General features: G+C 41.2%; 11 protein-coding genes. 9 read left to right on the plus strand and 2 right to left on the minus strand.

Annotated elements, in window-relative coordinates; translation table 11 throughout:
* Positions 1 to 25 precede the first annotated feature (25 nt).
* Both G586_RS0105460 and G586_RS0105465 read left to right on the plus strand, forming a co-directional pair.
* Positions 26 to 2,797 carry an FAD-dependent oxidoreductase gene (locus tag G586_RS0105460; protein ID WP_051204577.1) on the plus strand — a complete coding sequence of 924 codons (2,772 nt, stop codon included), beginning with the start codon at positions 26 to 28 and terminating at the stop codon, positions 2,795 to 2,797.
* Positions 2,798 to 2,802: 5 nt separating this feature from the next.
* Complete coding sequence (locus G586_RS0105465) at positions 2,803 to 4,797, plus strand: ABC-F family ATP-binding cassette domain-containing protein (protein ID WP_026526924.1); 1,995 nt, start codon at positions 2,803 to 2,805, stop codon at positions 4,795 to 4,797.
* A gap of 390 nt (positions 4,798 to 5,187) precedes the next feature.
* Here G586_RS0105465 and G586_RS0105470 read toward each other — a convergent pair whose 3' ends face one another.
* Positions 5,188 to 5,523, minus strand: a complete 336-nt coding sequence (locus tag G586_RS0105470) for a hypothetical protein (RefSeq protein ID WP_026526925.1) — start codon at positions 5,521 to 5,523, stop codon at positions 5,188 to 5,190.
* A 420-nt stretch (positions 5,524 to 5,943) separates the two neighbouring features.
* On the opposite strand from G586_RS0105470, the gene G586_RS0105475 reads away from it, so the two are divergent.
* The 4 genes from G586_RS0105475 to alr all read left to right on the plus strand — a co-directional run bounded on the left by G586_RS0105475 (position 5,944) and on the right by alr (position 10,199).
* Positions 5,944 to 6,594: a redox-sensing transcriptional repressor Rex gene (locus G586_RS0105475; RefSeq protein ID WP_026526926.1), complete on the plus strand. Its 651-nt coding sequence runs from the start codon at positions 5,944 to 5,946 to the stop codon at positions 6,592 to 6,594.
* A gap of 30 nt (positions 6,595 to 6,624) precedes the next feature.
* A complete protein-coding gene (locus G586_RS21875) occupies positions 6,625 to 7,308 on the plus strand; it encodes a hypothetical protein (RefSeq protein WP_051204580.1) in 684 nt (227 codons plus the stop codon).
* Complete coding sequence (locus G586_RS21880) at positions 7,286 to 8,926, plus strand: bifunctional ADP-dependent NAD(P)H-hydrate dehydratase/NAD(P)H-hydrate epimerase (protein WP_051204582.1); 1,641 nt, start codon at positions 7,286 to 7,288, stop codon at positions 8,924 to 8,926. The genes G586_RS21875 and G586_RS21880 overlap by 23 nt, the downstream gene beginning before the upstream one ends.
* A gap of 67 nt (positions 8,927 to 8,993) precedes the next feature.
* A complete protein-coding gene (alr, locus tag G586_RS0105490) occupies positions 8,994 to 10,199 on the plus strand; it encodes an alanine racemase (RefSeq protein ID WP_035772570.1) in 1,206 nt (401 codons plus the stop codon).
* A gap of 29 nt (positions 10,200 to 10,228) precedes the next feature.
* On the opposite strand, the gene G586_RS0105495 is transcribed toward alr, so the two are convergent.
* Complete coding sequence (locus tag G586_RS0105495; protein ID WP_155834028.1) at positions 10,229 to 11,230, minus strand: hypothetical protein; 1,002 nt, start codon at positions 11,228 to 11,230, stop codon at positions 10,229 to 10,231.
* Between the two features lie 135 nt (positions 11,231 to 11,365).
* On the opposite strand from G586_RS0105495, the gene G586_RS0105505 reads away from it, so the two are divergent.
* From G586_RS0105505 to G586_RS0105515, 3 genes are read left to right on the plus strand one after another with little or no spacing between them, the layout of a single operon-like run.
* Positions 11,366 to 12,772 (plus strand): hemolysin family protein, encoded by a 1,407-nt coding sequence (locus tag G586_RS0105505; RefSeq protein ID WP_026526929.1) that lies wholly within the window; start codon positions 11,366 to 11,368, stop codon positions 12,770 to 12,772.
* A 20-nt stretch (positions 12,773 to 12,792) separates the two neighbouring features.
* Positions 12,793 to 13,533: a YebC/PmpR family DNA-binding transcriptional regulator gene (locus G586_RS0105510; protein ID WP_026526930.1), complete on the plus strand. Its 741-nt coding sequence runs from the start codon at positions 12,793 to 12,795 to the stop codon at positions 13,531 to 13,533.
* 28 nt (positions 13,534 to 13,561) lie between these two features.
* The gene (locus G586_RS0105515; protein WP_026526931.1) at positions 13,562 to 15,418 is read left to right on the plus strand and encodes a hypothetical protein; all 1,857 of its coding nucleotides are present in this window, start codon (positions 13,562 to 13,564) and stop codon (positions 15,416 to 15,418) included.
* Positions 15,419 to 15,422 lie beyond the last annotated feature (4 nt).

Genomic DNA, 15,422 nt, shown 5'->3' on the forward strand with positions numbered 1-15,422 from the left:
TAGCGAATGGAAAATCGGGGATCCGATGATCAATGAAAATGATTACTGGCAGGATCCGAATTACGTGGCGGAGGATCCGGAGAAGGAGAAGCTTGTATTAAAGCTGGCAACACTTATCACTGACCGCTATGTGAAGAAGCTTTTTAACAAAATCAACAACAGGGATCCGGAGTACTGGATGCTTGATATGATTCTTGATAAGTCTCAGGTAAAATTTCTTTTAAATTTCAAGAAGACAAGAGTTCCTTACAGCATTGAGGAGCTTGCTAAAATGAACTCAATGAGCGTAGAGGATGCTCAGAAGATGGTTGATCGTCTCGTGTGGATCGGTATCATCGAGATGAACCGTGCCAAGACTGCTGATAAGCATAAGCAGTACGAGCTTCCTATTTTTGTACCGGGCTCTGCTGAGTTTATGATGATGCAGGAGAAGCTCACAGATGAGTTCCCGCAGCTTGCAACATTTTTCAACCTTATGACACAGCTTCCCCTTGGCGGGATTACACAGATGGTTCCTCCCGGAGGAGCCGGAGTGGGAATGCATGTTATTCCTGTTGAAAAGGCAATTTCAATTGAAAATCAGTCTGTCCCTGTAGAACATCTTTCACGTTGGATAGACATGTATGATAAATTCGGTATTTCAGAGTGCTCCTGCAGAAAGCAGCAGGCTATGAGAGGCGAAGGAAGTGGCGAGATCCGTGGTGATTACTGTATCGGTATGGGCGACATGGCTGAATATATGGACAGCCGCGGAATTGGCCACTATGTAACAAAAGAAGAGGTTTATGAGATTCTTGAGCGTGCGGAGAGACACGGCTATGTTCACCAGATAACCAATATTGACGGTGAAGGAAAAATAGTTGCTATCTGTAACTGTGCTCCCGGCGTATGTAATGCACTTAGAACATCACAGCTTTACAATACTCCTAATCTTTCAGCATCCGCATATCGTGCTCATGTTGATAAGAGTAAGTGTGTTGCCTGTGGTAAGTGCGTAGAGGTATGTCCCGCAGGCGCAGCTAAGCTTGGTCAGAAGCTTTGCAAAAAGGATGGAACAGAGGTTGAGTATCCCAAGGTAGAGCTTCCTGATGGTCAGAAGTGGGGGCCTGATAAGTGGAATTACAATTATCGTGATGATAACAAGATAAACTGCTATGAGACAGGAACAGCTCCCTGTAAGACAGCATGTCCCGTTCATCTTTCAGTTCAGGGATATATCAAGATGGCTGCTGAGGGAAGATATGAGGATGCCCTTAAGCTTATTAAGCAGGACAATCCGCTTCCTATGATATGCGGCGCAATATGTAACAGACGCTGTGAGGATGCCTGCACAAGAGGAACAATCGATCAGCCCCTTGCAATTGATGAGATCAAGAAATTTATCGCATCTCTTGACCTAAAGAAGGATAACAGATATGTACCGCTTTGTGAGAAGCATGATGGAGGAATGTGGTCTGATGATTATAAGATGGCTATCATCGGTGGCGGTCCTGCAGGACTTTCTGCTGCATATTTCCTTAGAAGAGACGGTTATCCTGTAACTGTATTCGAGAAAGAAAAGCGTCCCGGCGGAATGCTTATGAATGGTATTCCCAGTTATCGCCTTGAGAAGGACATCATTGAAGCTGAGATCGATGTCATGAAGCAGATGGGCGTTGAGTTTAAGTTCGGCGTTGAAGTAGGAAAAGACGTAACAATAGATGAACTCAGAAAGCAGGGATATAAGGCATTTTTCATCGCTATCGGATGCCAGGGCGGAAGACTTGCAGGTGTTCCCGGCGAGGATGCCGAGGGCGTTCAGACAGGTGTTGATTTCCTCAAAAAGGTGAATCTTGATCACAGTGAGAAATTAGTCGGTGAAACCGTTGTAGTAGGTGGCGGAAACGTAGCTGTTGATGTTGCCAGAACCGCAGTAAGAGCCGGAGCTTCCAAGGTTACAATGCTTTGTCTTGAGAGCGAAAAGGAAATGCCTGCTGCAAAGGATGAAGTTGATGAAGCAAAGGAAGAAGGAATTGAAGTATTAAACGGCTTTGGACCTAAGGAAATTCTTACAGAGAACGGCAAGGTTACCGGAATAATCTTCAAGAAATGTACTTCCGTAAAGGATCCAGATGGAAGATTCAATCCTAAATATGATGAGAACGAGACCATAACAATTAAATGTGAGAATGTTCTGTTGTCAATCGGACAGGCTATCGTTTGGGGTGATCTTCTTAAGGGTACAAAAGTAGAGCTTCGTCCTAACGGAGGAATTATTGCTGATTCTCTTACACTCCAGACAGCAGAGCCCGATATCTTTGCAGGTGGAGATGTATTCACAGGACCCAGATTTGCAATCGATGCTATCGCAGGTGGTCGTGAGGCATGCGTTTCCATGAACCGTTTCGTTCATCCCGGTAACAGACTTGATCTTGCAAGAGACCGTAGGGAATTCATAGAGCTTGATAAGGATGATATCAAGGTAGAAAGCTTTGATAATGCACCTCGTCAGGTTCCGGGCAAAAAAGCAGGTGTTGCAAAAGATACCTTTGATGATTTAAGATTAACTCTTAGCGAGGAACAGGTAAAAACTGAGGCAAACAGATGCCTTGGATGCGGTGCCACAACAGTGGATGAGAATAAATGTATAGGATGCGGACTCTGCACAACAAAATGTGAGTTTGATGCTATTCATTTATCAAGGGATATACCTGAAGCAAGTACGATGGTTAGATCTGAAGATAAGCTTAAACTGGTAGGACCCTATGCTGCTAAACGTGCCGCTAAGATAGTAATAAACAAAGTGAAAGGTAAATAATTGTTTTGATCTTAAATTGTCATGATCTTTCAAAATCCTTTGACGGCAAGGATGTTTTGAAGGGAGTATCTTTTCATATTGAGGATAATGAGAAGGCAGCGATTGTTGGTATAAACGGTGCCGGTAAGACTACGCTTATAAGAATGATCATAGGTGAGCTTACTCCTGATAGTGGAACCGTTACATTTTCAAAAGAGACAACATTCGGTTATCTTGCTCAGAACCAGAATATCGACAGCGCTCACAGCATCTATGAAGAACTAAGGGAGATGAAAAGAGATGTAATCGATCTTGAGACTGACATAAGAGCTGCTGAAGCGCAGATGGATATTTTGCGCGGTGAGGAACTTGATAAGCTCATGGAGCGATACGCTCAGATGAACCATGAATTTCAGCTTAAAAACGGTTATGCATGGGAGAGTGAGGTTATCGGCGTTGCTAAGGGACTCGGCTTTTCTGAAGAGGAGTTTGATAAGAAGATATCTACTCTTTCAGGAGGTCAGAAGACAAGAGTTGCTCTTGGTAAACTCCTTTTGCAAAGCCCTGATCTCATCATTCTGGACGAGCCTACAAACCACCTTGATATGAACTCAATCAGATGGCTTGAGGGTTACCTTATGAACTATAAGGGAGCGGTGCTTATCGTATCCCATGACAGATACTTCCTTGATCGCATTGCTCAGAAGATTATTGAAATCGATCAGACAAATGCTGATGTTTATCTTGGCAACTATACTGCCTATGCAAAAAAGCGTGAGCAGATAAGGGCTGCCAAGCTAAAGGCATATTTAAACCAACAGGCTGAGATAAAGCATCAGGAAGAGGTAATAGATAAGCTTAAGCAGTTTAACAGAGAAAAGAGCATTAAGCGTGCTGAGAGCAGAGAGAAGATGCTTGATAAGATCGAGCGTCTTGAGAAGCCTTCGGAAGTAAGAGACGACATGCGAATCACATTAAAGCCTAATTGTGTAAGCGGCAATGATGTAATGCATGTTGACAGGATTGCCAAGTCATTTGGAAATGAACAGCTCTTTAAGGACATCTCTTTTGATATAAAAAGAGGAGAGAGAGTTGCTATCATCGGTGATAACGGAACAGGAAAAACCACCATGTTGAAAATAATCAACAACATGGAGACACTTGATGATGGAGAGATCATCCTGGGAGTAAAGGTTCATGTAGGCTATTATGATCAGGAGCATCAGGTTCTGCACAATGAAAAGACATTGTTTGAAGAACTTTCCGATACATATCCTTCAATGAATAATACCGAGATCAGGAATACACTTGCGGCATTCCTGTTCACAGGAGATGACGTATTCAAACGAATAGGTGATCTGTCAGGTGGTGAAAAGGGAAGAGTTTCCCTTGCTAAGCTCATGCTTTCCGAAGCAAACTTCCTTATCCTTGATGAGCCTACAAACCACCTTGACATTACAAGTAAGGAAATTCTTGAGGATGCTCTTTGCGGCTATGAAGGAACTGTCCTTTATGTTAGCCATGACAGATATTTTATAAACAGAACAGCAACCAGAATACTTGATCTCACTCATGGATCAATCGTGAATTACATTGGTAATTATGATTATTACATGGAACACTGTGAGGAACAGACAGCCAGAGCAATTGCTGAAAAGGGAGATAATTCTTCCTTCGGAAGAGGCATTGAAATGAGTTCTTCCGATGCTACTTCAGGCGCAGGCTTTGGTAAGCTTGCTTCAAAAACCGGAGCATCTGACAGTGATTCAGGCTCAGGAGCAGCCGATTGGAAAGCTCAAAAAGAGGAAGCTGCAAGAAAGCGTAAGCAGGAAGCTGCTCTTAAAAAGTGCGAGGATGAAATTGCAAAGCTTGAGGAGCGAAACGATAAGATAAACGAAGAATTATCAGATCCTGAGGTCGCAACAGATCTAACGAAGGTTCGCAAGCTATCCGACGAACTCTCAGCCAATGAATCCCGCCTTGCAGAGCTCTATGATGAGTGGGAAACTCTTAGTGAGTGATACAGTAATATAAGAATAACAATCCTCTGCCTTCTCTTTATTGGAGAAGAGATAAATCCTCTGACTTCTCCTTGTAGGAGAAAGGGATAAATCCTCTGACTTCTCCTTGTAGGAGAAAGGGATAAATCCTCTGACTTCTCCTTATAGGAGAAAGGATAAATCCTCTGACTTCTCCTTAAAGGAGAGGGGAAAAATCCTCTGACTTCTCCTTAAAGGAGAGGGGAAAAATCCTCTGACTTCTCCTTAAAGGAGAAGGGATAAATCCTTTGCCTTCTCCCTTAGGGAGAAGGTGGCACGAAGTGCCGGATGAGGGGAATAAAAACAGCCCCGGGTATATATGCATACAACATATATACCCGGGGCGTCCTTTTTCATATCGGGCTATTATCATCATGCAAACGCGTCGAAAGAGCTACCTGCTTGACCATATGAATATCCTGTCATATCTCTTCCATAGCCTACCGTAGTATTGCCAAATTTAGATGCAATCTGGTTATACTGCTGACTTACCTTCAAAGATTCCTCTTTGCCATCAGTAGAGGCTACTTCGCCAACCTTAACTTCCTGTGCATTAGGATAAACAACTGGGGCAACGGTAGAAATATCACCAACTGCCTTGTGCTTATCATATACGTCGGAAACAGGTGCCTGATTGGACAAGGTATAATTCATAGGTTTGGTCTGGTACATACTATATGCACCTAAACCGTCAATTGACATTCCCATATTTTCAATCTCCACTTCCAAAAAACTACATACGAAGCTAGGGTCATTATAGTATGCAATTCGAAATTATCTATAAAATACTTATTAAAGAAATAGTAAATATGCAGTTTATTAAAAGTTAATTTCATTAGAAAATATCTGAATTGAAACATATTTTCAAATGAATTTTACATATCTGAGGAAAAGTATCAGGTATTAACAGAGATAAGTAAGGTCTTCTCTGATAAGGGCTGTTTTCTTATGCAAAAAATCAGCAACGCAGCTCTCATAATTCGAAACTATTCATAAAATCCTTATTAAAGAAATTGTAAATGCAATTTACAAGATTGACGAAAATTTAACAGATAGTATAATTAAAATAGCCGAATTTAAAGAGCAGTATAATATAAACATAATTTATCGGCAAAGTATGGAGGATATATGGCGAGAAAAGAAATTTCGCAGGCTGTTATCAGTCGTTTGCCCCGCTATTTCAGATATTTAGGTGAGCTAAAGGATCGCGGAATAGACAGAGTTTCATCCCAGGAACTCAGTGACATCATGAAAGTCACAGCTTCTCAGATAAGACAGGACTTTAATAACTTTGGTGGTTTTGGACAACAGGGATATGGCTACAATGTTGAGTATTTATATGATGAGATAGGCAAGATACTTGGTCTCGGAAGAGAGCATACACTTATCATCATTGGTGCAGGTCATCTTGGACAGGCACTTTCCGGTTACAATAATTTCTTTAACAGAGGATTTATCTTTAAAGGTGCATTTGATTTAAATGAAGAACTCCATGGCAAGAAAATACGAGATATAGAGATAAGGCCTGTGGAAGAGATAGAGCAGTTTGTCAGAGATAATAAGATTGAAATAGCAGTCCTCACAATTCCGAAGGATCAGGCTGTTCCCATGGCTGACAAGCTTGTAAAGTGCGGAATAAAGGCTATATGGAACTTTGCACATGTGGATTTGGAGGTTCCTGATTATGTTCAGGTTGAAAATGTTCATTTGTCCGATTCACTTATGAAGCTCTCATATAGCATTGACAGATACGAGAAATCCCATAGTTCCAGGAAGTAATGATGTTTTAACCCTAAAGAGGATGCCAATATGGCTAAGGATAATTATTCTGATGCTCTCGTTGGAAAGGACATACCCATACTTTCCAAAGATTCAAAATGGCAACAGCTATTTTTACTAAGCCCCAAGACAGAAAAGATAAAAGAGCTTGAGGCTGAGCTTAATGCGCTTGTTGGTAAACAGGAAAAAACCAGAGAGAAAATAAAGGATATAAAAAGACTTAAGAAAAAGCTTCTTGGCGAAATAGTTGTTTTGAGGGACGATGCTGACAAAAGCCCCAAGCAGCGAAAGAAGATTGAAGCTGAGATAGATGATCATACCAGGCTTATCAAGGAATGCAATGAAAAAATTGAGGAGTGCGAGGACGAAATGTTAGGACTCCCCAGAGAAATCTATCAGACAGATATTCAGCTTATGGTTGAGACAATGAATATATTCTATAAGAGAATCCATGATAATTCTCTCGAGATTGATGCTATTGATGAGTGGGTATCCAAGGTCAGGGTACAGCTAAAGAAAAATATTATCCGTATGCAGGAAAAGGAGCTGGAGAATTTTAATGTGTATTCATATATGCACAATATTTTCGGTCCCGAGGTCATAGATCTGTTTGACCTTAAGTACAATCCTGAAAGAAGACACCCTGTGATCAAGCCAGGTATGAAGGAACATAATGGGATAATAATTGAAGATGAAAAATTCACAGATGATTGACAAGAATTCAAAATACGTTGTAAGCGCTGCCGAAATGAAGAGATGTGATGAAGCTACCATTTCCGAGTTTGGAGTTCCTCAGGATGTACTGATGGAGAGGGCGGCGCTTTCTATATGCAAATATGTAAAAAAGGCACTTCCTGAAGGCGGGAAAGTGCTTATTCTTGCCGGAAGCGGGAATAATGGCGGAGACGGCATAGCTGCTGCCAGACTTCTCTATCAGGATAAAATTGATGTTACCCTGGTACTGGTTAATCACAGCATTAGCGATAAAGCTTCCAGCACAAAAAGATCAAAGGCCTGCAGCAATCAGCTTAAGATAGCGCTTTCCTATGGAATAGATGTTGTCGACTTTGACAGTGCAACTCTTAGCACGCAGATAAAAAAGAGCGACGTCATAGTTGATGCCATGCTGGGAATAGGCTGCACAAGGGATCTTTCCGGTGATTATATGTCGGCGGTATGGGAGATAAATTACTCAAGAGAAGATTATGATGGAAAATTCCCCCATGTGATCGCAGCCGATATCCCCACCGGAATTAACACGGATACAGGACAGGTTCACGGTAATGCCATAAGGGCCGATGAGACCGTTACCTTCGGCTTTTTGAAGATGGGACTTGTTTTCTATCCCGGAGCTGCACATGCAGGTGAGATACATATTGTTAATGTCGGAATAACTGAGGATGGATTCTTAGGAGATTTCCCTAAGTTTAAATATGTCGATATCCCCGAAAAAAATGAAATACCAAGAAAACTCTTACCCCCAAGAAATCCTGCAGGCAACAAGGGATCTTTTGGTAAAGTCCTGATTGCGGCCGGAAGCAGAAAGATCAGCGGGGCTTGTATTATGGCGTCCGAGAGCTGCATAAGAAGCGGTGCAGGAATGGTGAAGGTTTTCACTGAAGAGGCCAATTTGTCAGCGATTCAGACACTTCTTCCGGAAGCTATGACGGAGGTTTATCGCGAGGATGGAATGGAACCCCGAAATAGTGAGGATTTTAAGAAGAATACCGAGAACCTCTTAAAATCAATTGAATGGGCTGATGCAATTGTATGTGGCCCCGGACTTGGAAAAGGTAACTCCGGCATACAGATCATGAGAATAATTCTGAAAAATGCCAAAATACCGTTGATTCTTGATGCGGATGCACTCAACATAATCTCCGAGAACAAGGAAATACGAGAGCTTGTGGTTGAGTATGAAGCAGACATTATCATGACCCCTCACCTTGCTGAGTTTTCCAGATTGGCGGGAAGAGACATACATGATTGCAGAGCCTGCATAATGGATGAAACCGCAAGGCTTGCAAAAGAATTTCATGCTAGTATTATATGTAAAGATGCTAGAAGTGTTATTTCAGATGGAACCGGAAATTATATCAACATAAGCGGCAATGACGGAATGGCTACAGCGGGAAGCGGAGATGTACTTGCAGGACTTCTTGGTGCGCTTGTTCTTTCAGGATATTCCAATGTATTAGAGGCTGCTGTTGTGGGGGCCTACCTTCACGGCGTGGCCGGAGATATGGCTGCTGTTAAGAATGGCAGACAGGGAATGACTGCCAGAGATATTTCGGGAAGCCTTAGAGAGATATTTTCAGGAAACATCGGATGATGCTCATTTTTTAATAAAACAATCATGCTAAAACATAATACATAAAGAAATCAGAGGCGACACGGAAATGCTTGAAGAATTTTCTAGAGTATATGCAAAAATAGACTTGGATGCGATTTCACACAATGTTGATTGCATGTACAACTCACTACCAAGAAACACAAAGATGCTCGCGGTTGTAAAAACCGATGGATATGGATATGGTGCGGTGCCAATAGCAAGGATGCTGCAAAACGATGTCTACATTTGGGGATTCGCAACTGCTACGGCGGAAGAAGCTTTTGAACTTAGAGAGGCCGGAGTCAGCAAGCCGATACTGGTACTCGGTTATACATTCCCCTATGCTTATGAGAGAATGCTTAGGGAAAATATACGACCTGCGGTATTTAGATATGATATGCTAAAACACCTCTCAGAGCGTGTTAAGAAGAGACGTGCACAGGGCGGTAAAGAGATATTTCACGTTCATATAGCTGTCGATTGTGGTATGAGCAGGATTGGCATAAGACCTGATGTTGATGGTGAAAACTTTGTAAAAACAGTTCTCGCGACGGATGGGATTGAAGTTGAGGGGATTTTTACACATTTTGCAAGAGCAGATGAAGCAAATCTAAATGATGCTCATAGCAGATTAAATCAGTTTGATGAATTTGTTAAAAAGGTCGAGAAGGAAAATGACTATAAAATTCCTATAGTTCACTGCGCTAACAGTGCAAGCATTATTGATTTACCGGAAGCTCATATGGATATGGTCAGATGCGGCGTCACAATGTATGGAATGTGGCCCTCTGAGGAAGTGAGCAGAAACAAGATAGATATTAAACCTGCCTTGTCTATGTACAGCCATATATCTTACATAAAGGATATACCTGAGAACACACCGGTGAGCTATGGAGGGACCTTCGTATCCGACAGGAGAATGAGGGTTGCTACAATTCCGGTAGGATATGGAGACGGCTATCCAAGAAGCCTGTCAGGTGGTAAGGGCTATGTACTTATTCATGGTGAAAAGGCAAGGATTCTTGGAAGAATATGCATGGATCAGTTTATGGTCGACATATCAGGAATTCCCAATGCGAAGGAAGGGGATGAGGTTATTCTGATAGGAGAATCCGAAAAATCCTTCGGCGAAGGTGAGAGTGCCAAGATAACAGTGGAGGAACTAGGGGAGCTTAGTGGGAGATTCAATTATGAATTCACCTGTAATTTGAATCGCCGTGTTCCGAGGCTTTATGTAAAAGACGGTAAGATTCTGAAAGACTTTGAACTTTAAATAAAGCGGCTATGGAAAAGTGAAATCACTTATCCAAGCCGCTTTTTAATTTCGCTATACTGCATATTTATTTCCTGAAGGGCGGTAGTATCACCGTCCATATTATCAGGATGATAAAGCTTTACGAGAGATTTATATTTTCTGTTCGCGGATTCTAAAGAATTACAGCCGGCGAAAAAATCAAAGGATGGTGACGGATTGGCATTTTTAGAGCTTTGCCTGTTTTTATGCCTGTCCTCAGGCTCTTCATAGTAATCATCATAGTAAAGATCAGATTCATCACTATACTCATCGTCTTCGTAGCTGTCATCTTCATAATCGTCGCCTTCATATTCGTACTGATCTTCAAAGTAATCTTCATCGTATTCATCTTCATAGTGATCATCAACTGCATCTTCACTGTAGAATTCTTCTAATACACTTCTTTTACGGGAATGGGAGAAGGTATCATTTTCAAATTCTTCATGGTGCTTTTGAAGCCATTTGTCATAGCTTTTCTGATTGAGCTTTCTGCCGACAGTAGGAAATAATCTCCTGTATCGATTTTTAAGGATGTCAGTTGCCGTTTTTCTTGAAATAACACTGCCTATAAGATAGAAAAATAAATCAGCAAGAACAATTACTAAAAGGTATTTTCCGGAGTAGGCAAAGGTGCCGACGCCTATGAATACAATCGAAATCGGAACGGCCAGAATAAGAAGAATCATAAAGAGTATAAAATACATCAGTGTACCGCCATATTCCGAAAGAACGGATAGGTAATCCCTTAATGTATCAACAATAATACCTCTGACACCTGTGGAATCAAAAGTAATTGGGAGCAGGGATGAAATGACATTTTCTCCGGCTATGACCTCAATTGTGAGCGATATAAACAAGAGGCTGTAGACGATTCCTGTAATGGGCAGTATAACAAGAAACAGACGAAAGAGTCTGAAAAGCTGCCTTAAGAAAAACGCGATCATGTCAAATATGCTTTTTATAATCCAAATGAGTCCTCTCGTTAGGAACTCAAAAAATACTGATATCATGTTAATATTTTACTTTAACGAAAAAACGATGACAAGGGGTGACGAAATTCCCGTTTTCTTGACTGTAAGTGCGCAAAATGCTATATTCTAACTTGACGCATTTTGCGATTTTGATAGCAAAGGAGATGAATATAGATGGACGATGGTGGGCCCACTGTCACTGCCTTTATACTGATATTTATAACAATGATGCTGATTGATGTGCTATGCTATGGCTTTGGTGCAGCGATCGAGAATCTTAAACCCGATGATATTTATAAGAACAATGATAAGGATGAGGACTCAAATAATCCGCTTCATGCAAGAGAGAAAAAATCTGCTAAGAAGCTTGAACAGATACTTGAGTTTCCGGGACGTTACATCAATACTATTCAGCTCCTAACGCTCCTTATCAATATGATTTTCGGTGTCATTTATATCAGAGAACTGAGCAGTTTCACATATGGTCTCATGAGCAGTCATATTACAAATGTAGCACTTTTGCAGATCATCTCTTATGTAATAGCTTTTATTCTGCTTATGTACGTTATACTCACCATAGGAGTGCTCATACCGAGAAAACTGGGTACCAGGTATCCTGAAAAATGGGCATATTTTGGTGTTGGAGCTATTTCACTGATAATAAGCTTCTTTAGTCCGTTTACAGGGCTTGTCAGATTAACTGCCATGGGAATCCTAAGAATATTCGGATTTCACTGGGATGCGGATGATAACGATGTAACTGAAGAGGAAATCAAATCAATGGTTTCCGAAGGTCAGGAGCAGGGCGTTCTTCAGGACTCAGAAGCAGACATGATCTCAAATATCTTTGAGTTCTCGGATAAACAGGCTCAGGACATCATGACCAACAGAAAGGCTATGGTGTGCATCGACGGTAATACCACGCTCAAGGAAGCAGTTAATTTCATGCTCGATATGAACAACAGTAGATTTCCGGTTTATCTCGACAATATCGATCACATAATCGGAATACTTCATATAAGAGATGCCATGAAAAAGCTCTCCGAGCACACGGACGATGATACACCTTTGAGGAAAACAAGAGGACTTCTGAGATCTCCCAGAAATGTACCGGAGACCAGAAATATTGACAGCCTTTTCCATGATATGCAAAAGTCCAAGACTCAGATGGTTATCGTAATCGATGAATACGGACAAACTGCAGGTCTTGTGTCCATGGAGGACATTATCGAGGAAATCGTTGGTAACATCATGGATGAATATGATGCTGATGAGGATTACATAGAGGCTACATCCAATAAAGATGAATTCATAATCGAAGGAAAGACACCTCTCGAGGATCTTGAAGACAGGTTTGGAATAGAATTTGAAGATGCCAATTTTGAAACAGTAAACGGCCTTCTTATTTCCAAACTGGACAGGATTCCTGAGGAGGGTGAGGACTTTACTGCAGAGATCGAGGGATATTCATTCAAGATCCTTTCGGTCAAGAACCACATGATCCAAAGCGTTTTAGTTAAAAGGATTAAAGATGAAAAATCCGAGGATACTAAAGACGATCAGGAAAATAAAGAAAATTAATAACTTTTTAGGAGGATACAATGTCAGGACATTCAAAATTCGCTAACATTAAGCATAAGAAGGAGAAGAACGATGCTGCAAAGGGTAAGATCTTTACAGTTATCGGACGTGAGATTGCAGTAGCAGTTAAGGAGGGCGGCCCTGATCCGAACAATAACTTCAAGCTTGCTCAGGTTATTGCTAAGGCTAAGGCAAATAACATGCCCAACGATACAATTGAGCGTGGTATCAAGAAGGCTGCAGGAGCTGACGGTGGTGTAAACTACCAGAACCTTACATACGAAGGATATGGTCCTGGCGGCACAGCTATCATTGTTGATACTCTTACAGATAACACTAACCGTACAGCAGCTAATGTAAGAGCAGCATTCTCTAAGGGTAACGGTAACGTTGGAACACCCGGATGTGTATCTTACATGTTTGATAAAAAGGGTCAGATTCTTATTGATAAAGAAGAGTGCCAGATGGGTTCTGATGACCTTATGATGCTCGTTCTTGATGCAGGTGCAGATGATTTCAACGAGGAAGATGACAGCTACGAAATCCTTACTACTCCCGAGGCATTCCAGGGCGTGGTTGAGGCTCTTGATAAAGAGAAAATCGTATCAGCTTCTGCTGAGATCACAATGATCCCTCAGAACTATGTTGAGGTTAATGATGAGAACAACGTAAAGTGCATCCAGAGAATTCTTGATATTCTCGAAGAGGATGATGATGTTCAGGCAGTATATCACAACTGGGATGACAGCAACGCAGAATAAAAAATAACATTTTTGGGGAGGCCTTGAGATGAAGCTTGAAAAGACATGGATGGGGATTTGTGTCTGGGTAATTTATTTAGTGGGAATGATATTTGCCATAGGAGTTACCGGCTTTATTTCGGGGCTTTTTCCGTCTTATGACAGATATTATGTTGCCGGAGGAACTGCAGCATGTGGTATCCTTGTGGCTATAGTTTTAGGACTTGTATTTAACGCAGCCATTCAGGGGATTGTGAAAAAGTCAGGCCTTGATAGCTTTAAGAAACCAGTATGGCTTGAGATATTATTACCGATTGTCATTTTAGTTGCTGCATTCTTTGCATTTGGATATTCTCAGTCAATTGTAAAAGACTTTACCGGAGATATTCAGCTTTATGACAGTGCGGTTATTGCTGCCAGTGGCCAGGACATAATCCTTTCAAGCTTTGCCGATAAGGCCTATGTAGCTGTATTAAAGGTATTTATGGGATTTCTTGGTAATTCTCTTAATACAGCCTACGCATTACATCTTGTTCTTAGATTATTACTTGTTTTGTTCCTGTACATCTCGATAAGAGTTGTGCTTGGAATGATTCCCGCACTTGCAGGATCGATAGCTGTTATTGCGATACCATCATTCGGATACTCGCTTAAAAGTGTTGCTTCTTCGCAGCTTACTTTTACTGCATTCTTTTTCCTTTTGATGCTCACAATATTGTATGTTTATGGCTTTTATACTGCGGCATCAACACGTTGGTATTACAAGCTTATAAGTATATTATTTGGCGCTTTCCTTGGCTTTATGATTTATTTTGAGGCTGCAAGCGCTACAGTTATTCCATTTTTGATCGCAGCCTGGGTGCTTTATGATATGTATGGCGAGACAATCAATGTATGCGTAAATGAGATAATTGTGCTCATTGCCGGTGTGCTTTCATTTGGTGCAATGCTTATATACGAGGGAGGACCGGACAGCATTCCCGATACATATTATCACTGGACCTGGAGATTCTATGGCTATAACGAAAACGCATGGCTTCTCATGGTAAAGGGTTCCCCCTACAATACTTATCTTGCACTGGGGCTTTTAGTTGCAGCACTGATTCCGGCAGTTCTGTTTTTTAAGAAGAGATGCACAAAGACAAGCCCTTTTATTATGTGCTCTGTACTTGGACTGGTGGCTTCTGTTTTCCTTGGAGAAACAGCTGCTAACAGTGAAGTTATGATAATAGCATTTGTGGTAATTTTGATCTGCTGCGGAATTGCTGCAATGATTCATGTAAATGAAATCGAGATCTACTCACATGAGAAGGCTACTGAAAATGAACCTGAGGATGAGACAGCAGAAAACGGATATGAAGTAGTAACTCCGGAAGAAATTGTTGCAGAGGAAGCTGTTCTCGAAGAAGCTGCTTATGAAGAAGCTATTGCAGATGAAGATAATTCTGATGCTTCTGACGAAGATACAGTTGATGAAGAAGCAGTTACCGAAGAAATTGCAGAAGATAAAATTGAAGAAGAAAAGACTGAAGAAGTAGAAACAAAAGAAGTAGAAAAAGAAGAAGCAGAAACATCAGGAGAAAACAACATAGAAGAAAATATTACAGAAAATGTTGAAGAGTTACAGGACGATATTCCTGAAACCGAAAAAGGCCCGATAGAAAAGAATCAGGAGACACCTCGCTATGTGCCTGAGGGAATGGTACTTCCTATGGGCGAGGAGGATGAGGAGGATCTTGTTCCTAACTTTAACATGAACAGATTACAGACACAGGATATTGGAATTCTTTCCGTTGGCGGTTCTGAAAATGCTGATGAGAAGAATCTGCCTAAAGACAAGGCACCTGTTTCACGTAAGGATGATTTTGATATTAACATCGCTCCGGGCGATGATTTTGATATTTAATTTG

Source organism: Butyrivibrio sp. VCD2006, assembly GCF_000423925.1.
In the GTDB taxonomy this organism is placed as follows: domain Bacteria; phylum Bacillota; class Clostridia; order Lachnospirales; family Lachnospiraceae; genus Butyrivibrio.